General features: G+C 71.7%; 20 protein-coding genes. 8 read left to right on the forward strand and 12 right to left on the reverse strand.

Features of this window, described 5'->3' with window-relative positions:
• Window positions 1–3: 3 nt before the first annotated feature.
• From urtD to DRV96_RS05395, 6 genes are all read right to left on the reverse strand, one after another.
• Window positions 4–882: an urea ABC transporter ATP-binding protein UrtD gene (urtD, locus tag DRV96_RS05370; protein ID WP_119288582.1), complete on the reverse strand. Its 879-nt coding sequence runs from the start codon at window positions 880–882 to the stop codon at window positions 4–6.
• Window positions 879–2,000 carry an urea ABC transporter permease subunit UrtC gene (gene urtC / locus DRV96_RS05375; protein WP_119288585.1) on the reverse strand — a complete coding sequence of 374 codons (1,122 nt, stop codon included), beginning with the start codon at window positions 1,998–2,000 and terminating at the stop codon, window positions 879–881. The genes urtD and urtC overlap by 4 nt, the downstream gene beginning before the upstream one ends.
• Window positions 2,001–2,010: 10 nt before the next feature.
• Window positions 2,011–3,606, reverse strand: a complete 1,596-nt coding sequence (gene urtB, locus DRV96_RS05380; protein ID WP_119288587.1) for an urea ABC transporter permease subunit UrtB — start codon at window positions 3,604–3,606, stop codon at window positions 2,011–2,013.
• A 135-nt stretch (window positions 3,607–3,741) separates the two neighbouring features.
• Window positions 3,742–5,019 (reverse strand): urea ABC transporter substrate-binding protein, encoded by a 1,278-nt coding sequence (urtA, locus tag DRV96_RS05385; RefSeq protein WP_210756975.1) that lies wholly within the window; start codon window positions 5,017–5,019, stop codon window positions 3,742–3,744.
• A gap of 219 nt (window positions 5,020–5,238) precedes the next feature.
• Entirely contained in the window at window positions 5,239–6,189 is a 951-nt protein-coding gene (locus tag DRV96_RS05390) for a response regulator transcription factor (protein WP_119288589.1), read from the reverse strand.
• On the reverse strand, window positions 6,164–9,682 hold the full coding sequence (locus DRV96_RS05395; RefSeq protein WP_119288591.1) for a hybrid sensor histidine kinase/response regulator: 3,519 nt from the start codon (window positions 9,680–9,682) through the stop codon (window positions 6,164–6,166). Before DRV96_RS05395 ends, DRV96_RS05390 begins: the two co-directional genes overlap by 26 nt.
• 86 nt (window positions 9,683–9,768) lie before the next feature.
• Here DRV96_RS05395 and ureA point away from each other — a divergent pair, with 86 nt between their 5' ends.
• From ureA to ureC, 4 genes are all read left to right on the forward strand, one after another.
• Entirely contained in the window at window positions 9,769–10,071 is a 303-nt protein-coding gene (ureA, locus tag DRV96_RS05400; protein WP_119288592.1) for an urease subunit gamma, read from the forward strand.
• A gap of 61 nt (window positions 10,072–10,132) precedes the next feature.
• Window positions 10,133–10,759: a HupE/UreJ family protein gene (locus DRV96_RS05405; RefSeq protein WP_119288594.1), complete on the forward strand. Its 627-nt coding sequence runs from the start codon at window positions 10,133–10,135 to the stop codon at window positions 10,757–10,759.
• Window position 10,760: 1 nt separating this feature from the next.
• Window positions 10,761–11,066, forward strand: a complete 306-nt coding sequence (locus tag DRV96_RS05410) for an urease subunit beta (protein ID WP_119288596.1) — start codon at window positions 10,761–10,763, stop codon at window positions 11,064–11,066.
• 76 nt (window positions 11,067–11,142) lie between these two features.
• On the forward strand, window positions 11,143–12,870 hold the full coding sequence (ureC, locus tag DRV96_RS05415; protein WP_119288598.1) for an urease subunit alpha: 1,728 nt from the start codon (window positions 11,143–11,145) through the stop codon (window positions 12,868–12,870).
• A gap of 16 nt (window positions 12,871–12,886) precedes the next feature.
• On the opposite strand, the gene DRV96_RS05420 is transcribed toward ureC, so the two are convergent.
• Complete coding sequence (locus DRV96_RS05420) at window positions 12,887–13,273, reverse strand: type II toxin-antitoxin system death-on-curing family toxin (RefSeq protein ID WP_119288601.1); 387 nt, start codon at window positions 13,271–13,273, stop codon at window positions 12,887–12,889.
• Window positions 13,270–13,494, reverse strand: a complete 225-nt coding sequence (locus DRV96_RS05425; protein ID WP_119288603.1) for an AbrB/MazE/SpoVT family DNA-binding domain-containing protein — start codon at window positions 13,492–13,494, stop codon at window positions 13,270–13,272. Before DRV96_RS05425 ends, DRV96_RS05420 begins: the two co-directional genes overlap by 4 nt.
• Window positions 13,495–13,560: 66 nt before the next feature.
• Between DRV96_RS05425 and ureE the strand changes: the two genes are divergently transcribed.
• The 4 genes from ureE to lysM are packed head-to-tail and all read left to right on the forward strand — an operon-like array spanning window position 13,561 to window position 16,068.
• Window positions 13,561–14,160, forward strand: coding sequence for an urease accessory protein UreE (gene ureE / locus DRV96_RS05430; protein WP_119288605.1), 600 nt, complete (start codon window positions 13,561–13,563; stop codon window positions 14,158–14,160).
• Between the two features lie 6 nt (window positions 14,161–14,166).
• Complete coding sequence (locus tag DRV96_RS05435; RefSeq protein ID WP_119288608.1) at window positions 14,167–14,865, forward strand: urease accessory protein UreF; 699 nt, start codon at window positions 14,167–14,169, stop codon at window positions 14,863–14,865.
• Window positions 14,862–15,521: an urease accessory protein UreG gene (gene ureG, locus DRV96_RS05440; protein ID WP_119288610.1), complete on the forward strand. Its 660-nt coding sequence runs from the start codon at window positions 14,862–14,864 to the stop codon at window positions 15,519–15,521. Before DRV96_RS05435 ends, ureG begins: the two co-directional genes overlap by 4 nt.
• Before the next feature lie 43 nt (window positions 15,522–15,564).
• On the forward strand, window positions 15,565–16,068 hold the full coding sequence (gene lysM, locus DRV96_RS05445) for a peptidoglycan-binding protein LysM (RefSeq protein ID WP_119288613.1): 504 nt from the start codon (window positions 15,565–15,567) through the stop codon (window positions 16,066–16,068).
• Between the two features lie 31 nt (window positions 16,069–16,099).
• Here the strand turns inward: lysM and DRV96_RS05450 are convergent, their stop codons facing one another.
• Genes DRV96_RS05450 through DRV96_RS05465 form a run of 4 tightly spaced genes read right to left on the reverse strand, consistent with a single transcriptional unit; the run spans window position 16,100 to window position 19,160 of the window.
• Window positions 16,100–17,125 (reverse strand): S49 family peptidase, encoded by a 1,026-nt coding sequence (locus tag DRV96_RS05450; RefSeq protein ID WP_119288616.1) that lies wholly within the window; start codon window positions 17,123–17,125, stop codon window positions 16,100–16,102.
• Window positions 17,126–17,138: 13 nt separating this feature from the next.
• Entirely contained in the window at window positions 17,139–17,540 is a 402-nt protein-coding gene (locus DRV96_RS05455) for a Rieske (2Fe-2S) protein (RefSeq protein WP_119288618.1), read from the reverse strand.
• On the reverse strand, window positions 17,533–18,189 hold the full coding sequence (locus DRV96_RS05460) for an HAD family hydrolase (protein WP_235823297.1): 657 nt from the start codon (window positions 18,187–18,189) through the stop codon (window positions 17,533–17,535). The genes DRV96_RS05455 and DRV96_RS05460 overlap by 8 nt, the downstream gene beginning before the upstream one ends.
• Window positions 18,189–19,160 carry an RluA family pseudouridine synthase gene (locus tag DRV96_RS05465; protein ID WP_119288623.1) on the reverse strand — a complete coding sequence of 324 codons (972 nt, stop codon included), beginning with the start codon at window positions 19,158–19,160 and terminating at the stop codon, window positions 18,189–18,191. The genes DRV96_RS05460 and DRV96_RS05465 overlap by 1 nt, the downstream gene beginning before the upstream one ends.
• Window positions 19,161–19,682 lie beyond the last annotated feature (522 nt).

The raw sequence follows: 19,682 nt of genomic DNA on the forward strand, positions 1-19,682 counted from the left end.
GCGCTACCGGCCCAGATAGACTTCGATGACCCGCTCGTTGGCCTGCACGTCGGCCAGCCGCCCTTCGGCGAGTACGCGGCCCTCGTGCAGCACGGTGACCTTCTTGCGGCCCTCGGTCAGCTGCTCGACGAACTTCATGTCGTGCTCGACGACGACCAGCGAGTGCTCGCCCTCGAGCAAGAGGAACAGCTCGGCCGTGCGCTCGGTCTCCTCGTCGGTCATGCCCGCCACCGGCTCGTCGAGTAGCAGCAGCTTGGGGTCCTGCACGAGCAGCATGCCGATCTCGAGCCACTGCTTCTGGCCGTGGCTCAGCAGCCCGGCAGTGCGCTGCGCCTCGCCCTTCAGGTGGATGCGCTCGAGCACGGCGCCGAGCCGGTCGAGCTGCTCGCCCGTGAGGCGCGAGAACAGACTCGCGCGCACGCGGCGGTCGGCCTTCAGCGCGAGCTCGAGGTTCTCGAACACGCTCAGGTCCTCGTAGACGGTGGGCTTCTGGAACTTGCGGCCGATGCCGATCTGCGCGATCTCATTCTCGCGCAGGCGCAGCAGGTCGACGTTGCTGCCGAAGCTCACGCGGCCGGCATCGGGTTTCGTCTTGCCGGTGATGACGTCCATCATCGTCGTCTTGCCGGCGCCGTTCGGGCCGATGATGCAGCGCAGCTCGCCGACGTCGATCGCCAGCGTCAGCGCGTCGAGCGCCTTGAAGCCGTCGAAGCTGACGGTCACGTCGTCGACGTACAGCGCCACACCATGCGTGAAGTCGGGCTCGCCGTGCACGACGGCGCGGCCGAACGCGGCGCCGCGTCCGCCCGACGGCGCGGCCTGCTGCTTCGCCCGCCAGGCGGCGAGTCGCTGCGCGCCCTGCTCCATCAGGTCGGGCGTCACGAGCGCGTCTCCCGCGTGCGGCGGAACAGGCCGACGATGCCCTGCGGCAGGAACAGGGTCACCGCGATGAACAGCGCGCCGAGGAAGTACAGCCAGTACTCGGGGAACGCCTGCGTGAACCAGCTCTTCGCACCGTTGACGAAGAACGCGCCGACGATCGGCCCGATCAGCGTCGCGCGCCCGCCGACCGCCGTCCAGATCGCGATCTCGATCGACGCCGCCGGGCTCATCTCGCTCGGGTTGATGATGCCCACCTGAGGCACGTACAGCGCCCCGGCCACGCCGCACATCACGGCACTGAGCGTCCAGATGCTGAGCTTGTAGGCGATCGGGTCGTAGCCGCTGAACATCACGCGGCTCTCGGCGTCGCGGATCGCCTGCAGCACGCGGCCGTAGCGGCTGTGGACGATCGCGCGCGCGAGCAGGTAGAAGCCGATCAGCGTCAGGCCGGTGATCACGAACAGTGCCATGCGCGTCGTCGGCGTCGCGATCGGGATGCCCAGGATGCGCTTGAAGTCGGTGAAGCCGTTGTTGCCGCCGAAGCCGGTCTCGTTGCGGAAGAACAGCAGCATCGCGGCGTAAGTCATCGCCTGCGTGATGATCGAGAAGTACACGCCCTTGATGCGCGAGCGGAACGCGAACCAGCCGAACACGAACGCCAGCAGCCCCGGCACGAGCACGACCATCGCCATCTGGAACGCGAAGCCGTCGCTGAAGGTCCAGTGCCACGGCAGCGCCTTCCAGTCGAGGAAGACCATGAAGTCGGGCAGGTCCGACTGGTACTGCCCCTCGCGGCCGATCTGGCGCATCAGGTACATGCCCATCGCGTAGCCGCCGAGCGCGAAGAACAGGCCGTGGCCGAGCGACAGGATGCCGGTGTAGCCCCAGATCAGGTCCATCGCGAGCGCACAGATCGCGTAGCACATGATCTTGCCGACCAGCGACACCCAGTGGTCGCCGAGGTGCCAGACGCTGTCGGGCGGCACCACGAGGTTGAGCACCGGCACGAGCACGGTGACGGTCACGAGTGCGGCCATCACGCCGCTCCAGCCCTTGGCGCCGAGCAGCAGGCCGGCGCGAGGGCGCGGGATCGCGGCGGGGGGCAGGACGGCGCTCATCGTCGTGCCCTCATGCCTCGGCGCTGCGGCCCTTCATCGCGAAGAGGCCCTGCGGCCGCTTCTGGATGAAGACGACGATGAACAGCAGCACCATGATCTTGGCCAGCACGGCGCCGGCCCAGCCCTCGAGCACCTTGTTGAGCACGCCCAGCCCGAGCGCGGCGACCACGGTGCCGGCGAGCTGCCCGACGCCGCCGAGCACGACGACGAGGAACGAGTCGACGATGTACTGCTGGCCGAGGTCGGGACCGACGTTGCCGATCTGGCTCAGCGCGCAGCCGGCCAGCCCGGCGATGCCGGCGCCAAGCGCGAACGCCAGCGTGTCGACGCGCGCGGTGTTGACACCCACGCACGCGGCCATGCGGCGGTTCTGCGTCACGCCGCGCACGAACAGGCCCAGCCGCGTCTTCGCGATCAGCAGCGCGACGCCGGCGAGCACGAGCAGTGCGAAGACGACGATCGCGATGCGGTTGTACGGCAGCGTCAGGTTCGGCAACGCCGCAATGCCGCCGCTCATCCACGACGGGTTTTCGAGCGGCACGTTCTGTGCGCCGAACAGCGAGCGCACCGACTGCATCAGGATCAGGCTGATGCCCCAGGTAGCGAGCAGCGTCTCGAGCGGGCGGCCGTAGAGCCAGCGGATCACGCCGCGCTCCAGCAGCGCGCCGACGCCGGCGGCGGCGAGGAACGCGACCGGGATCGCGGCCAGCAGGTAGGCGTCGAACCAGCCCGGAGCGAATTGGCGGAACAGGTTCTGCACGACGTAGGTCGCGTACGCGCCGATCATCATCAGCTCGCCGTGCGCCATGTTGATGACGCCGAGCAGCCCGTAGGTGATCGCCAGCCCGAGCGCGACCAGCAGCAGGATCGAGCCGAGACTGATGCCGGTGAACAGCACGCCCAGCCGCTCGCCCCACGCGAGGCGCGACTCGACCTGGCGCAGCGCGGCGCGCAACGCGTCGCGCACCGCGCCGTCGGGCTCGACGCCGGGCGCGAGCCGCTCGAGCAGCAGCGCGCGCGTGGCCGGGTGGCCGCTCGCGGCCAGACGCTCGGCGGCGGCCAGGCGCCGTGCGCGGTCGGGCGCCGCGACGAGGATCGCTGCCTGCAGCCCCTCGAGCTGCGCCTTCAGCGCGGCGTCGGTCTCGGCGGCGGCGGCGCGCTCGAGCAGCGGCAGCCGCGACGCGTCGGCCTCGCGGCGCAGCCGCTCGATGGCCTGCGCGCGCTCGCGCCGTTCGGGCGAGAACAGCTGCAGCGCGGCCTGCGCGGCCTGCAGCTCACGGCGCAGGCGGTTGTTGATCGTCACGTCCTGCGCGTCGGCGGGCAGCGTGGCCGCGGCACCGGTGACGACGTCGACGGCCGCGCCGTCGCGCAGCACGAACACGCGGTCGCCGGCCACGCGCGCGTCGCCGTCGAGCATCGCCTGCACGAGCGTCGCCAGCGCCGGGTCCGACCGCACCGCGGCGGCCTGCAGCGCAGCGACGCGCTCGTCGGTGCTGTCGCCGGCGGCGATCACGCGCGCCTGTTCGGCCGTCAGCGCGTGTGCCAGCGCCGCCGTCCACAGGCTCAGAACGAGCGACCAGCGCAGCAGGCGACAGAGGATCGGCATCGGCGGGACGAACGCGGCGCGAAACGGGTCGTCGAGGTCGGCGGGCGCGGCCGCGGATTCACCCGCGGCCGCGACGCGGTGCCGCGCCAGGCGTCGCGACCGCGATCGCGCGCCGGCACGCCACCGCTCGCACGGTCACTTGGCCTGCGCCATGCGGGCCGGCTCGTCCTTCTTCTTCTCGTTGCCGGGGATGAACGGGCTCCACGGCTGCGCACGCACCGGGCCCGGCGTCTTCCAGACGACGTTGAACTGGCCGTCGGCGCGCACCTCGCCGATGAACACCGGCTTGTGCAGGTGGTGGTTCTTCTCGTCCATCTTCGCGACGAAGCCGCTCGGGGCGTTGAAGGTCTGGCCGGCCATCGCGACGCGCACCTTGTCGACGTCGGTGCTCTTGGCCTTCTCGACGGCCTGCGCCCACATGTGCACGCCGATGTAGGTCGCCTCCATCGGGTCGTTGGTCAGCGGCTTGTCCTTGTGGCCGGGGATGTTCTTGGCCTTCGCGTAGTCGCTCCAGCGCTTGATGAACGCGTCGTTGGTCGGGTTCTTCAGGCTCATGAAGTAGTTCCACGCCGCCAGGTGCCCGACCAGCGGCTTGGTGTCGACGCCGCGCAGCTCCTCCTCACCGACCGAGAACGCGACGACCGGCACGTCGGTGGCCTTCAGGCCCTGGTTGCCGAGCTCCTTGTAGAACGGCACGTTCGAGTCACCGTTGATCGTCGAGACGACCGCCGTCTTCTTGCCCTCGCTGGCGAACTTCTTGATCTTCGCGATGATCGACTGGTAGTCGCTGTGGCCGAACGGCGTGTACTCCTCCATGATGTCGGCTTCGGCGACACCCTTGGACTTCAGGAACGCGCGCAGGATCTTGTTCGTCGTGCGCGGATACACGTAGTCGGTGCCCAGCAGCACGAAGCGCTTGGCCTCGCCGCCGTCCTTGCTCATCAGGTACTCGACGGCGGGGATCGCCTGCTGGTTCGGCGCCGCGCCGGTGTAGAACACGTTGCGCGAAATCTCCTCGCCCTCGTACTGCACCGGGTAGAACAGCAGCCCGTTGAGTTCCTCGAACACCGGCAGCACGCTCTTGCGGCTGACGCTGGTCCAGCAGCCGAACACGACGGCGACCTTGTCCTGCGTCAGCAGCTGGCGCGCCTTCTCGGCGAACAGCGGCCAGTTGCTCGCCGGGTCGACGACGACCGCCTCGAGCTTGCGGCCGAGCACGCCGCCCTTGGCGTTGATCTCGTCGATGGCCATCAGCACGGTGTCCTTGAGCACCGTCTCGGAGATCGCCATCGTGCCCGACAGCGAGTGCAGCACGCCGACCTTGATCGGTGCCTGCTGCGCGAGCGCGAGGGCGGGCAGGCCGAGCGCGGTGACGGCGGCCAGGGCGGTGACGGAACGGCGGGAGATCTTCATGGTGCGGGCACTCCTTGAACGGTCGTGAAGGGATGCCCCAGAGGCTACGGACGAAGCGCCTGCGCACCTATACGCAAGGTGGCGTAGATCCGCTGCGTCCGCCGCCGGATGCGTCGGCCCGGCCACCGGCCCAGCGCATGGACCCGGACCGTCGCGGCCGTTCGCCAAGGGCTGACTGCGACGGTCGATGCGTGGCACCAGCCGCGCCTGCCGCAGCCCTCAGCGCGCCGGTGCTCCCACGCGCGCCATTGCCAGCGACGCCGCCGCGGTGCGCGTCTCGACGCCGAGCTTGCCGAACACGTGCTCGAGGTGCTTGTGCACCGTGCGCGGCGACAGCGACAGGATGTCGCCGATGTCGCGGTTGGTCTTGCCCTGGACCACCCAGTACAGCACCTCGACCTCGCGCGCGGTGAGCGCCGGGAACGCCCGCGCCAGCGCGTCGAGCAGCGCGGCTTCCGAGTCCTCGCGCAGCACGACGAGCCACTCGCCGTCGCCGCTGTCGTCGATCGCGTGCATCGCGAACGTCAGCCGGCGCGAGCCCTGCCCGACCCTGAAGCCCTGCGGCTCGGCGCCGGCACGGCGGCGCAGCGCCTCGCGCGCGACCCAGGCCATCACCGGCGGCGGCGTCAGCACCTCGGGCACGGTCGGGAAGTGCTGCCGCAGCAGCTCGCGCGCGAGCGCCGTCTGCCACAGGCGCCGGCCGTCGCGCTCGCGCACGACGAAGGTCGCGTGGCCGAAGGCGTCGAGCGCGCGGCGAGCCTGGCCCTGCGCGCGCGCGGTGCGCAGGTGGCTCTCGATGCGCGCGATCAGCTCGCGCGTGCGCACCGGCTTGGTCACGTAGTCGACGACGCCGGCGCCGAACGCGTCGACGACGTGCTCGGTGTCGGTGAGCCCGGTCATGAAGATGATCGGGATGCCGGCGGTCGCGGCGTCGGCCTTGAGCCGGCGCGCGACCTCGAAGCCGTCGAGGCCCGGCATCACGGCGTCGAGCAGCACGATGTCGGGCCGTGCCTGCGCGACGGTGGCCAGTGCCGCCTCGCCCGAGGTCGCGACGAGCACGGTGTAGCCCGACTCGTCGAGCGCGTCGTGCAGCACGGCGAGGTTGTCCGGCACGTCGTCGACGATCAGGACGACGTCGGTCTCGTCAGCGGCGGTGCGGTTCGGGTTCATCGAGGGCCTGGTCGACGACGGCACGCAGCGCGTCGAGCTGGAAACGCTGCGCCAGCGTGCGCAGCCGGGCGACGAAGCGGGCCGCCGCGGCGTCGGCGGCCTCGATCTCGTCGAGCTTGCGCTGCACGCCGCGCAGGTAACCCACCGCGATCAGCTGCCGCAGCGCGCGCAGCTGGTCACGCTCGGGCAGCGGCTCGCAGCCGGGTGCTGCGTCGGGCACGGCGGGCGCCGCCGGCGGCGGCGTGATCCACGCGAGATCGAGGCGTGCGCCGAGCCAGTCGAGCAGCCGCGCGCAGCGCACCGGCTTGACGAAGAAGTCGTCGGGCCCGATGCCGACGTCGTTGTCCAGGCCACGGTCGAACGCGTTGGCCGACACGACCGCCACCGGCTGTGCGTGGCCGGCCGCGCGCAGCCGGCGGATCGTCTCCCAGCCGTCGATGCCGGGCATCGCGAGGTCCATCAGGATCGCGTCGGGCCGCGGCTGCGTCGCGTCGGCCAGACGTGCCAGCGCCGCCTCGCCCGACGCGACGCCGTCGATCGCGAAGCCCAGCGGCTGCAGCAGGTCGCGCATCAGCGCGCGGTCGGCCTCCTCGTTGTCGACGACGAGAATGCGCCGGCGTGGCCCCTCGTAGCCTTGGCGCAGCCCGGGCGCCGGCGCCGCACCCGGCGCCGGCGCGACCTCGGGCAGGAACAGCCGCACGCTGAACGTGCTGCCCTCGCCGCGACGGCTGGTCGCGGTGAGCTCGCCGCCCATCAGTTCGACGAGCATCTTCGCGATCGTCAGCCCGAGCCCGCTGCCGCCGGCCGCGCTGCCACCGGCGGCCGAGCCGCGCGCGAACGGCTCGAAGATGCGCGCGAGCTCGGCGTCCTCCATCCCCGGACCGGAGTCGACGACGTCGAAGCAGGCCATGTCGCGCACGTGGCGCACGCGCAGCTCGACGCGCCCGCGCGCCGTGAACTTGACGGCGTTGCCGAGCAGGTTGATCAGGATCTGGCGCAGCCGCCGCTCGTCGGCGCGCACGACCTCGGGCAGTGGCGGCTCGAACGCGCGCACGAAGCCGATGCCCTTGGCTGCGGCCTGCAGCTCGAACAGGCGCGCGATCTCGTCGAGGCCGTCGCGAAAGCGCATCGGCTCGACCTGCAGCGCGAGCTTGCCGGCCTCGATGCGCGCGAGGTCGAGCGCGCCTTCGATCAAGCCGAGCAGGTGGTCGCCGCCACGGCGGATCACCGCGACGGCCTGGCGGCGGTGCGCCGGCATCGCCTCGTCCTCCTCGAGCAGCTGCGCGTAGCCGAGGATGCTGTTGAGCGGGGTGCGCAGCTCGTGGCTGATCGCGGTGACGTAGCGCGTCTTGGCCTGGTTGGCGGCCTCGGCGGCGCGCTGTGCGCTCTCGGCCTGCGCCTTCGCGCGCTGCAGCGCCTCGTCGGTGCGGCGGTGCGACGCGATCTCGGCGCGCAGCGCCTGCGTCTGCCGGTTGGACTCCTCCTGCGCGACGCGACGGCTCTGATGCGCGAGCACGAGCCACCAGCAGGCCACCGCGGCGACGACGAGCAGCAGCAGGTATACGTGCACGAAGCTCGCGCGCAGCAGCGCGAGCACCGGCGCCGCGTCGGCACTGGCGACTTGCGCGGCCAGCGAGCGTGCGCCGTGCTGGTACAGCACGCCGAGCAGAAGCGCGAGCCCCGGCGCGACGGCGGCCATCAGCAGCAGCCAGTGGCCGAGCCCGGCGTCGAGCGTGGGCCACAGCCGCCGCGGCAGCAGCCGGTGCAGCAGCGCCGTCCACTGCGCGGCCAGGCTCGCGTGCGGCTTGCACAGGTCGCCGCAGCGCGCGTCGAGCGTGCAGCACAGCGAGCAGATCGCCCCGCCGTAGGCCGGGCAGTGCGCCATGTCCTCGCCCTCGTAGTCGCGCTCGCAGATCGTGCAGCGCTGCGTCGCCGCGGGCTTCAGCCGCGCGTAGGCGCCGTGCGCGGCGTCGCCATCTGGCGCCGCCGGCGTGCGCGCGAGGTAGTAGCGCCCGCCGGTGGCCCAGGCGATCAGCGGCGACGCGACGAACGCGGTCACGAGTGCGATCGCCGCCGAGTAGGCCTGCGCGACCTCGCCGTACAGCCCCAGGTGCGCCGTGACCGACAGCAGCGACGCGAGCGCCATCGCGCCGACGCCCACCGGGTTGACGTCGTAAAGGTACGCGCGGCGGAACTCGATGCCCGGCGGCGACAGCCCCAGCGGCTTGTTGACGACGAGGTCGGCGACGACGGCCATGATCCACGCGATCGCGACGTTGGCGTACAGCCCAAGCACCTGGCCCAGCGCCTGGAACACGTCGAGCTCCATCAGCACGAGCGCGATCGCGGTGTTGAACACCATCCACACGACGCGCCCCGGGTGGCTGTGCGTGACGCGCGAGAAGAAGTTGCTCCACGCCAGCGACCCGGCGTAGGCGTTGGTGACGTTGATCTTGAGCTGCGAGACGATGACGAACAGCGCGGTGGCCGCCACCGCGAGCCCGTAGTGCGAGAACACGAACTCGTAGGCCACGAGGTACATCTGGTTCGGGTCGACGGCGCGCTCGGCCGGCACCATGTGCGTGATCGCGAGGAAGGCGAGCAGCGCGCCGCCGAGCATCTTGAGCACGCCCGGCAGCACCCAGCCCGGGCCGCCCGCCAGCACGGCGGCCCACCAGCGCCAGCGGTTGGCGGCGGTGCGCTCGGGCATGAAGCGCAGGTAGTCGGCCTGCTCGCCCATCTGCGTGATCAGCGCGATGCCCACCGTCGTCGCGGCACCGAACGCGATCGGGTCGAAGCCGGCGCCGCCGCCGCCCTCGCCGCCGTAGCGCACGAGTTCGGTCAGCACGTCGGGCTGCTGGACGAACACCGCCACGTAGGGCACGACGAGCAGCGCCAGCCACAGCGGCAGCGTCCACGCCTGCAGGCGGCTGAGCGCGGTCACACCGTGCACGACGAGCGGGATCACGACGAGCGCACAGACGAGGTAGCCCCACGCCGGCGGGATGCCGAACGCGAGCTCGAGCGCGTAGGCCATCACCGCCGCCTCGAGCGCGAAGAAGATGAACGTGAAGCTGGCGTAGATCAGCGACGTGACCGTCGAGCCGATGTAGCCGAAGCCGGCGCCGCGCGTGAGCAGATCCATGTCGACGCCGTGGCGCGCGGCACAGACGCTGATCGGCAGCCCCGCCAGAAAGATCACGAGGCCGGTGACGACGATCGCCAGCGCGGCGTTGACGAAGCCGTGCTGCACCAGCAGCGTCGCGCCGATCGCCTCGAGGATCAGGAACGACGCCGCGCCGCCGAACGCGGCGTGCGCGACGCGCCAGGTGCCGCCGCGGCGGAAGCTGCGCGGCGTGAAGCGCAGCGCGTAGTCCTCGATCGTTTCGCTGGCGACCCAGCTGTTGTAGTCGCGCCGCACCTTGACGACCTGCTGCGGCGCCTCGGCGGGGCCGGACGCCGGCAGCGGGGTGATCGGGATGGTGCGCGCCATGCCTTCGCTGCTACAAGAAACGCACCAGCCCGTTGCGGCGATGCGGGCGCGCTTAACATGGCATCGAACCTGCAACCGACCGGGCCATGGAACTGACGCCGCGCGAGAAGGACAAGCTGCTGATCTTCACCGCCGCACTGCTCGCCGAGCGCCGCAAGGCACGCGGGCTCAAGCTGAACTACCCCGAGGCGGTGGCGCTGATCACCGCCGCGATCATGGAAGGCGCGCGCGACGGCAAGAGCGTCGCGACGCTGATGAGCGAAGGCAAGACGGTGCTGACGCGCGCCGACGTGATGGACGGTGTGGCCGAGATGATCCCGGAGATCCAGGTCGAGGCCACGTTCCCTGACGGCACCAAATTGGTGACGGTTCACCAGCCTATCACCTGATATGCACCGCGAACGGGCACTGCACCCGCGCCCGGCCGCACGACACGAGGAGAGGATCCCGATGAAAGCCAACCCCACCCGCCGCGACGCCCGGCAGCCGGGCCGGATCGCCGCTGGGCGCACCGCCGGCGTCGCGACGCTGCTCGCCGGCCTGCCGCTGTGGGCCACCGCCCACGTCGGCGGCGACCACGCGCACGACGGCCTCTTCGCCGGGCTGATGCACCCGTTCACCGGCACCGACCACCTCGTTGCGATGCTCGCGGTGGGCTGCTGGAGCGCGCTTGTCGCGCGCCGCGCGCGGCCCGACCTGTGGCTGGTGCCGCTGGGCTTCGTCGTCGTGCTCGTGCTCGGCGCGCTGCTCGGGGCCGGCGGCGTGCCGCTGCCGGCGGTCGAGCCGCTGATCGCCGCGTCGCTGGTCGCACTCGGCCTACTCGTGGCGGTGCAGGCGCGGCTGCCGCTGGCGGCGGCGGTCGCGCTGGTCGGCGCGTTCGGACTGTTCCACGGCCACGCGCACGGTGCCGAACTCGGCGCCGGTACCGCGCTGGTCGGCATGGCACTGGGCAGCGCGCTGCTGCATGCGCTCGGCATGGCCGCCGGGCTGCTGGTGCGCGAGCGCAGCCGCTGGTGGCCGCGGCTGGCCGGCGCGGCGACGCTGGCCTTCGGGGCGGCGCTGCTCGTGGGCGGCTGAGATGATCCCCGGCGAACTGTTCACCGACGGCCCGGATCACGTGCTCAATCCCGGACGGCGCACCGTCACGCTGGTCGTCGAGAACGCCGGCGACCGGCCGATCCAGGTCGGCTCGCACTACCACTTCGCCGAGACGAACCCGGCGCTGCGCTTCGACCGCGCCGCGGCGCGCGGGATGCGGCTGAATATTGCCAGCGGCACCGCGGTGCGCTTCGAGCCCGGTCAGCAGCGCACCGTCGAACTCGTCGACTACGCTGGCGCGCGCGAGGTCTGGGGCTTCCGCGGCCTGGTGCAAGGAAAAGTCTGATGACCCCCACGCTCACTTCGTTCGCTGCCCCCCGAGGGGGCGCCAGGGCCCTTCGGGCGGCCGGGCGGGCCCTGTGATGGCCACGATCGGCAGGCGTGCCTACGCCGAGATGTTCGGCCCGACGGTCGGCGACCGCGTGCGCCTGGCCGACACCGAGCTGATCATCGAAGTCGAGGCCGACTACACGCTGCGCGCCGGCGGCTACGGTGAAGAGGTCAAGTTCGGCGGCGGCAAGGTGATCCGCGACGGCATGGGACAGAGCCAGGTCGTCAACGGCCCCGGCGCACACGAGGCGGTGGACTGCGTGATCACCAACGCGCTGATCGTCGACCACTGGGGCATCGTCAAGGCCGACATCGGGCTGAAGGGCTGCCGCATCGCGGCGATCGGCAAGGCCGGCAACCCCGACGTGCAGCCGGGCGTCGACATCGTGATCGGCCCCGGCACCGAGGTCATCGCCGGCGAGGGGATGATCGTCACCGCCGGCGGGTTCGACAGCCACATCCACTGGATCTGCCCGCAGCAGATCGAGGAAGCGCTGATGTCGGGCATCACGACGATGACCGGCGGCGGCACGGGCCCTGCCACCGGCACCAACGCGACGACCTGCACGCCGGGGCCGGCCAACATCGCGCGCATGCTGCAGGCCGCCGACGCGTTCCCGATGAACCTCGGCTTCATGGGCAAGGGCAACATGAGCCGGCCCGACGCCGGCCGCCAGCAGGTCGAGGCCGGCGCGATCGGCCTGAAGCTGCACGAGGACTGGGGCACGACGCCGAGCGCGATCGACTGCTGCCTGTCGGTCGCCGAGGCCACCGACACGCAGGTCGCGATCCACACCGACACGCTCAACGAGAGCGGCTTCGTCGAGGACACGATCGCCGCGTTCAAGGGCCGCACGATCCACACCTTCCACACCGAAGGCGCCGGCGGCGGCCACGCGCCCGACATCCTGAAAGTCGTCGGCGAGGCCAACGTGCTGCCGAGCTCGACCAACCCGACGCGGCCGTACACCGTCAACACACTCGACGAGCACCTCGACATGCTGATGGTGTGCCACCACCTCGACGCGTCGATCGCCGAAGACCTGGCGTTCGCCGAGAGCCGCATCCGCCGCGAGACGATCGCCGCCGAGGACATCCTGCACGACCTCGGCGCGATCAGCATCATGAGCAGCGACAGCCAGGCGATGGGGCGCGTCGGCGAGGTGATCACGCGCACGTGGCAGACGGCGCACAAGATGAAGGTGCAGCGCGGCGCGCTGCCCGAGGACTCGGCGCGCAACGACAACTTCCGCGTCAAACGCTACATCGCCAAGTACACGATCAACCCGGCGATCACGCACGGGATGAGCCACGAGATCGGCAGCGTCGAGGTCGGCAAGTGGGCCGACCTCGTGCTGTGGAAGCCGGCGTTCTTCGGCGTCAAGCCGTCGCTCGTGCTCAAGGGCGGCTTCATCGCCGCGGCGGCGATGGGCGACCCGAACGCGAGCATCCCCACGCCGCAGCCGGTGCACTACCGGCCGATGTTCGGTGCCTTCGGCGGCGCGATGCACCGCACGTCGATCACGTTCGTCTCGCAGGCGGCGCTGGCCAGCGGGGTGGCCGAGGCCTACGGGCTGCACAAGCACCTGGCCGCGGTCAAGGGCTGCCGCACCGTGAAGAAGACCGACATGGTCCACAACGGGTACCTGCCGGCGATGCAGATCGACCCGCAGACCTACGAGGTGCGCGCCGACGGGCAGCTGCTGACCTGCGAGCCGGCCGCGGTGCTGCCGATGGCGCAGCGCTACTTCCTGTTCTGACGCGGTGCGCGAGCGTTCAGCGCGCCACGGCGTGGGCGCGGATCCACGCGGCGAAGTCGTCTTCGGCGAGGTCGCCGGCCGCCACGGCGAGCATCGTCAACACGCAGTCGGCGTCGTCGGCCGTCATCTCGAAGCCGTTGAGTGCGAGGAACAGTTCGACGGCGACGAAGGCCGTGCGCTTGTTGCCGTCGACGAACGGATGGTTGCGCGCGATGCCGTAGCCGTAGGCGGCCGCCAGCGCGGCGGCGTCGGGCTCGCCGTAGGCCGCCAGGTGCTGCGGGCGGGCCAGCGCCGATTCGAGCAGTCCCGCATCGCGCGTGCCCGGGGCGCTGCCGTGCTCGGCCAGCTGCTCCTCGTGGACCGCGCACACGACGGCCGGGTCGAGCCAGACCCAGTCGCTCACTTGGCGAGTTCGCGCAGCACGGCGCGGCGCTTCTTCATGATGCGGCGCGCCTCGCCCATCTGCGCCTCGAACTCGGGGCTGTACGGCGTCAGCAGCATGCCGTTGGCCGCCTCGGTGACGAACACCGTGTCGCCCTTCTCGAGCTTCAGCCGCGCGAGGATCTCCTTCGGCAGGATGACGCCGACCGAGTTGCCGATCTGCGTGAGCTTCAGTGCCGTCATCGTCGATCCCGGTAGTTATAACGTTCGTTATACTAACTGCGCTCCGTCTCCGCTTCAAGCCCGCCGATGCTGACCGTCCACAAGCTGATCCCCCAGGGCCGCGGCCTCGCGCCGGTGCTGGTGCGGCGCGCGGCGCACGTCGCGCTCGACTGGGACACCCGGCAGAAGAGCCGCTTCGACGCCACCGACTCGGCCGGGCGCCACCTCGGCGTGTTCCTGCCGCGCGGGCAGGTCGTGCGCGGCGGCGACGTGCTGGTGGCCGAGGACGGCTCGCTGATCCGCGTCGACGCGGCACCGCAGCCGGTGCTCGTCGTGCGCGCCTGCGCCGAGCACGGGTCGGCGTTCGACCTGCTGCGCGCCGCCTACCACCTCGGCAACCGCCACGTGCCGCTCGAGGTGAAGCCCGACCACCTGAAGCTCGAACCCGACCACGTGCTGGCCGAGATGCTGCGCGCGATGCACCTGGTCGTGCACCAAGAGCACGCGCCGTTCGAGCCGGAGGCCGGCGCCTATGCCGCCACGGGTCACGGCCATGCCCACGCCGCGTCGGCCGCGACGCACGGCCATGGTCATGCGCACGGCCATGTCCATGGACCGGGATGCAGCCACGATCACGGCCACGATCACGGCCACGGACACGGGCATGGTCACGGTCACGACCACTGACGGGCCGTGAGCGAGGCGACCACGCTTTCCGCCGCGGCGCTGCTGCAGCTGATCTGGCTCGCGTCGCCGGCGCTGCCGGTGGGCGGCTTCAGCTACTCCGAGGGGCTCGAAGCGGCGGTCGACGCCGGCGTCGCGATCGACGAAGCGAGCACCCGCGACTGGCTGCTCGACCAGCTCGTGCTCGTGCAGGCGCGCAGCGACCTCGCCGCGGCCGCGTCGGCATGCGTCGCGTGGCAGGCGGGCGACCTCGCCCGTGTGCAGGCGCTCAACGCGTGGGTCGCCGGCACGCGCGAGTCGGCCGAACTGCGGCTGCAAAGCGAGCAGATGGGCCGCTCGCTCGCGCAGTGGCTGCGCCAGCGCCACCCCGGCGACGCGCGCATCGCGGCGCTCGACGCGCTCGCGCCGGCGCCGACCTGGCCCGTCGCGTTCGCGCTCGCCGCGGCGGCCACCGGCGCGCCGGTGCGCGATGCACTGCTCGCGATGGCGTTCGGCTGGGCCGAAAACGCCGTGCAGGCCGCCGTGCGCGCGGTGCCGCTCGGCCAGAGTGCCGGCCAGCGCATCCTCGCCGCGCTCGCCGACGCGATTCCCGCCGCCGTCGACGACGCACTCGCGACGCCCGACGACCGCCGTCAGGCGTTCGCGCCGGGGCTCGCGATCCTGTCGGCGCGCCACGAAACCCAGTACTCGCGCCTGTTCCGCTCATGAACCCCCTGCACTCGATTCCCGGCCGCACGAAACCCCTGCCCCCGCTGCGCGTGGGCGTCGGCGGGCCCGTCGGTTCGGGCAAGACGACGCTCGTCGAGATGCTGTGCAAGGCGATGCGCGAGCGCTGGGACCTCGTCGTCGTCACCAACGACATCTACACCAAGGAAGACCAGCGCCTGCTGACGGTGGCCGGCGCGCTCGAGCCCGAGCGCATCATCGGCGTCGAGACCGGCGGCTGTCCGCACACCGCGATCCGCGAGGACGCGTCGATCAACCTCGAGGCCGTCGACCGCCTGCTCGCGAAGTTCCCCGATGCCGACATCGTGTTCATCGAGTCGGGCGGCGACAACCTCGCAGCCACGTTCAGCCCCGAGCTGAGCGACCTGACGATCTACGTCATCGACGTCGCCGGCGGCGAGAAGATCCCGCGCAAGGGCGGGCCCGGCATCACGAAGAGCGACCTATTCGTCATCAACAAGACCGACCTCGCGCCGCACGTCGGTGCCGACCTCGCCGTGATGGAGGCCGACACCCGACGCATGCGCCCGAACCGGCCCTACGTGATGACCAACCTGCGCACGCAGCAGGGGCTGCAGCAGGTGATCGAGTTCATCGAGCGCAAGGGGCTGCTGACGGCATCGGCCACGTCACCCTGATCGCCTATAGTCGGCCGGCACCGTCACACGTCAGGAGGTCGCGATGGGTCTGATCAGTTTCATCAAGGAAGCCGGCGAGAAGCTCTTCGGCAAGGGCGAGGCCAAGGCCGCGCAGGAGGCCGCGGCGCAAGCCCCGAACCCGGAGAACATCGCGCGGTTGAACAAGGCCGCGGCCGACGCGATCGTCGCCTACATCGACACGATGGGGCTGAAGGTCGACGGACTCGCCGTCGAGTTCGACGGCGCCACGCGCACCGTGACGGTGTCGGGCCAGGTCGCCGACCAGGCGACGAAGGAGAAGGTCGTGCTGTGCTGCGGCAACGTCGAAGGCGTGGCCGCCGTCAACGACATGCTCGTCGTCGCGACGCCGCAGCCCGAGTCGAAGATCTACGTCGTCGTCAAGGGCGACACGCTGTCGAAGATCTCGAAGGAGTTCTACGGCACGCCGAACAAGTACATGCTGATCTTCGAGGCCAACAAGCCGATGCTCACGCACCCCGACAAGATCTACCCGGGGCAGGCGCTGCGCATTCCGCCGGCGGCCTGAGCCGCCGGCGCCCGGCGGGCCGCGCGCGCAATCAACGCAGCGCCGGCGCCAGGTGCCGCAGCGCGATCGCGAGGCTCTCGCCGACGCCCGCGCCGAAGCGCCGCGCGAGCCGCTCGGCGAGGTTGCCGCGCTGCGTGTAGTCGATGATCTCCTCGGCCTTGACGATCTCGCGCGCGACGTAGTCGAGGCTGCCGGTGCGGTCGGCGAGACCGAGCTCGATGGCCTGCTCGCCGTTCCAGAACAGCCCCGAGAACAGCTCGGGCGTATCCTTGAGCCGGTCGCCGCGGCCCTGGCGCACGACGGCGATGAACTGCTGGTGGATCTGGTCGATCAGCGCCTGCGCGTGCGCGACGTGGCGCTCGTTCTGCGGCGAGAACGGGTCGAGCATGCCCTTGTTCTCGCCGGCGGTCAGCAGCCGGCGCTCGATGCCGAGCTTGTCCATCGCGCCGGTGAAACCGAAGCCGTCCATCAGCACGCCGATGCTGCCCACCAGGCTCGCCTTGTCGACGAAGATCTCGTCGGCCGCCGCGGCGATGTAGTAGGCGCCCGAGGCGCAGACCTCCTCGACGACCGCGTACACCGGCTTGCCGTGCAGCGCCTTCAGGCGCCGGATCTCGTCGTGCACGATGCCGGCCTGCACCGGGCTGCCGCCGGGGCTGTTGATGCGCAGCACGACGGCCTGCGCGCCCTTGTCCTCGAATGCGGCGCGCAGGCCCGAGACGATGGTGTCGGCGCTCGCCTCGGCGTCGGCTGCGATCGCGCCACTGACCTCGACCAGCGCGGTGTGCGGCCCGGCCGGCGCCGCCGGGCCGCGGCTCTCGACGAAGATCGCATAGGCGACCGCGACGAACAGCCCGAACCACGCGAGGCGGAAGAACACGCGCCAGCGCCGCTCGCTGCGCCGGTCGCGCAGCAGGTCGTGCACGAGGCGCTCGACGGTGTGCTCGAGGCTGGGGTTGCCGGCTGGCGGCGGCACCGGGCGCGTGGCTGCGGGTTCGAACGCGCCGCCGGCGCCAGCGGGCGACGGCGACGCGGGGGTGTCGTCGGTAGGGGTCATCGGGGGAGCGGGTTCAGGTGGGCGCGCGGCCGCTGCGCGCAGCGGGGCGGATCGCCGGCGAAGGATACCAATACACCCCGTCGGCGCGCTCCTCGACGGCGATCGCGGTCAGACGCCCGTGGCCGCACGGTCCGCCGACGCAGCGGCCGCTGCCCGCCTCGTAGGTCGCGCCGTGCACCGCGCAGACGATGTGGCGCCGATCGGCGTCGAGGAACTCGCCGGGTACCCAGTCGAGCTCGCTGGGCACGTGCACGCAGCGGTTGACGTAGGCGACGACGCGCCCGTCGACGCGCAGCGCGAACGCGCGCACCGCCTCGCCGTGCCAGACGACGTCGAACAGGTGCGCGCGGCCGCGCTCGGCCAGCGCGTCGCCGGCACAGAGGAACAGCGCCTCGCCGGCGTCGGGCTCAGCCATGCGCGAGCAGCCAGTCGTGCAGTTCGCGCGGGCTGTGCGCGACCGCCAGCGGCGCAAAGCCCGCGAACGACTCGTGACCGTGCGCGCCGTAGGTCACCGCGACGCTCGCGGTGCCGGCATTGGCGGCGAGCTGCAGGTCGTGCGTCGTGTCGCCGACCATCAGCGTGCGCTCGGGCGGCACGTCGAGCTCGTCCATCAGCTCGAGCAGCATGCGCGGGTGCGGCTTGCTCGCCGTCTCGTCGGCGGTGCGCGTCGCGTCGAACACGCCGCGCAGCTGCGCGTGCGCGAGCGCCTCGTTCAGGCCCTGGCGGCCCTTGCCGGTGGCCACCGCGAGCAGCTGGTTGCGCGCCTTCAGCGCCGCCAGCATCTCGAGCACGCCGTCGAACAGCGACAGCGCGTGCTGGCGCGCGAAGTAGTGGTGGCGGTAGCGTCGCCCGAGCTCGGGGTAGCGCTCGGGCGGCAGCGCCGGTGCGGCGTGGCGCAGCGCATCGTGCAGCCCGAGCCCGATCACGTAGGCGGCGTCGGCGTCGCTCGGCACCGCGATGCCGAGGTCGCGGCACGCGTCCTGGATGCAGCGCACGATCAGCGCCGTCGAGTCGAACAGCGTGCCGTCCCAGTCGAAGACGACGAGGTCGAAGCGGCGGGTCATCACGCAGAGGTGGGGCCGCGCAGCGTGTCGATCAAGGCCGCGCATTCTGCCGGCAGCGGCGACTCGAGGTCGACCGCCTGGCCGGTGGCCGGGTGCGCGAAGCGCAGCCGCCGCGCGTGCAGGAACATGCGCGCGAAGCGCACGCCGGCGAGCACTTCGCCACGCGCCCACGCGCGGTTCCACGCGAAGTCGCCGTACTTCGGGTCGCCGAGGATCGGGTGGCCGCCGTGCGCGAGGTGCACGCGGATCTGGTGCGTGCGCCCGGTCTTGATCGTCACGTCGAGCAGGCTGCACGCCACCGGCGCGTCGGCGCGGGCGCCGAAGCGCTCGAGCGGGCGCACCAGCGTGATCGCGCGGCGCGCCTGCTCGTGCGCGGCGTCGACGACGCGCACGTGGCGCTCGCCGGCAGCGTCGAGCGTGCGCAGCAGCGGCAGGTCGATCACGCGCTGGCGCGCCGGCCAGTGCCCGCGCACCAGCGCGGCGTAGACCTTGTCGGTGTCGCGCGCGCGGAACTGGTCCTGCAGCCGCACGAGCGCGCTGCGCTTCTTGGCCAGCAGCAAGATGCCCGAGGTCTCCTTGTCGAGCCGGTGCACGAGTTCGAGGAAGCGCTCGCCCGGGCGCGCGCGGCGCAACTGCTCGATGACGCCGAAGCTCACGCCGCTGCCGCCGTGCACCGCGACGCCGGCGGGCTTGTCGATCGCGAGCAGGTGCTCGTCCTCGTACAGCAGCGCGAACTCGCGCGCCGGCACCGCGGGCGCCGGCGCAGCCGCCGCCACGCGCACCGGCGGCACGCGCACGACGTCGCCGGCGGCCAGCCGCGTGTCGGCCGCGGCGCGGCCCTTGTTGACGCGCACCTCGCCGCCGCGGATCAGCCGGTAGACGTGCGTCTTCGGCACGCCCTTGAGCAGGCGCAGCAGGAAGTTGTCGAGCCGCTGTCCGGCGCTCGCCTCGTCGACGCCGACGTGCCGCACCTCGGCCGCGACGGTCGCAGCGCCCGCCCCCGTCTGGCCGGCACCGACGCCGCTTTTCCGCCGCTCGGCCGCCCCGGGGCCAGGCCCTATAATTCGCGCGCGCACCCGATGCAAGTAAGTGCTTGATTCGATTCAGTGTACCCGGGCACTTGCCGGGCGTTGGGAAGGCGCAACCCCGGTGATGCAACACCGCCGGGCGGCGACGGGTGCGGTCCCGACGTGACCGTGCAGCCGCCGGCCGGAGGTGGAAGAGACGCCACCAGAAGAAGAATCCCGCCGCGACGCGATGGCCTCGCGGCACCGACCAGGTTGATCGACGCAACGGCGGTCACGCCGTTCGCGCCCGCGCCGCAGTGAACGCGCATCCGTCCTCCCCCTGCCTTGCCGATCCGCAGCCGCCGGTGTCACGAGCACCCGCGCGCGGGGCGCGTCGCACCGACGCGCCGCCAGGCGGGCCCGAGGGTCGGGCGCACGCCCGCACCGACGCGCACGTGGCTCTGCCAGCGCGCTGACCGCCTCGCG

Source organism: Azohydromonas sediminis (assembly GCF_003574675.1).
Classification (GTDB): Bacteria; Pseudomonadota; Gammaproteobacteria; order Burkholderiales; family Burkholderiaceae_C; genus Calidifontimicrobium; species Calidifontimicrobium sediminis.

Excerpts from the sequence above, each read along its gene's own strand:
- urtC (WP_119288585.1), bottom strand. The coding sequence starts at position 2,000 with ATGAGCGCCGTCCTGCCCCCCGCCGCGATCCCGCGCCCTCGCGCCGGC.
- urtB (WP_119288587.1), bottom strand. The coding sequence starts at position 3,606 with ATGCCGATCCTCTGTCGCCTGCTGCGCTGGTCGCTCGTTCTGAGCCTG.
- urtA (WP_210756975.1), bottom strand. The coding sequence starts at position 5,019 with ATGAAGATCTCCCGCCGTTCCGTCACCGCCCTGGCCGCCGTCACCGCG.
- DRV96_RS05390 (WP_119288589.1), bottom strand. The coding sequence starts at position 6,189 with ATGAACCCGAACCGCACCGCCGCTGACGAGACCGACGTCGTCCTGATC.
- DRV96_RS05395 (WP_119288591.1), bottom strand. The coding sequence starts at position 9,682 with ATGGCGCGCACCATCCCGATCACCCCGCTGCCGGCGTCCGGCCCCGCC.
- ureA (WP_119288592.1), top strand. The coding sequence starts at position 9,769 with ATGGAACTGACGCCGCGCGAGAAGGACAAGCTGCTGATCTTCACCGCC.
- DRV96_RS05405 (WP_119288594.1), top strand. The coding sequence starts at position 10,133 with ATGAAAGCCAACCCCACCCGCCGCGACGCCCGGCAGCCGGGCCGGATC.
- DRV96_RS05410 (WP_119288596.1), top strand. The coding sequence starts at position 10,761 with ATGATCCCCGGCGAACTGTTCACCGACGGCCCGGATCACGTGCTCAAT.
- ureC (WP_119288598.1), top strand. The coding sequence starts at position 11,143 with ATGGCCACGATCGGCAGGCGTGCCTACGCCGAGATGTTCGGCCCGACG.
- DRV96_RS05425 (WP_119288603.1), bottom strand. The coding sequence starts at position 13,494 with ATGACGGCACTGAAGCTCACGCAGATCGGCAACTCGGTCGGCGTCATC.
- ureE (WP_119288605.1), top strand. The coding sequence starts at position 13,561 with ATGCTGACCGTCCACAAGCTGATCCCCCAGGGCCGCGGCCTCGCGCCG.
- ureG (WP_119288610.1), top strand. The coding sequence starts at position 14,862 with ATGAACCCCCTGCACTCGATTCCCGGCCGCACGAAACCCCTGCCCCCG.
- lysM (WP_119288613.1), top strand. The coding sequence starts at position 15,565 with ATGGGTCTGATCAGTTTCATCAAGGAAGCCGGCGAGAAGCTCTTCGGC.
- DRV96_RS05450 (WP_119288616.1), bottom strand. The coding sequence starts at position 17,125 with ATGACCCCTACCGACGACACCCCCGCGTCGCCGTCGCCCGCTGGCGCC.
- DRV96_RS05455 (WP_119288618.1), bottom strand. The coding sequence starts at position 17,540 with ATGGCTGAGCCCGACGCCGGCGAGGCGCTGTTCCTCTGTGCCGGCGAC.
- DRV96_RS05460 (WP_235823297.1), bottom strand. The coding sequence starts at position 18,189 with ATGACCCGCCGCTTCGACCTCGTCGTCTTCGACTGGGACGGCACGCTG.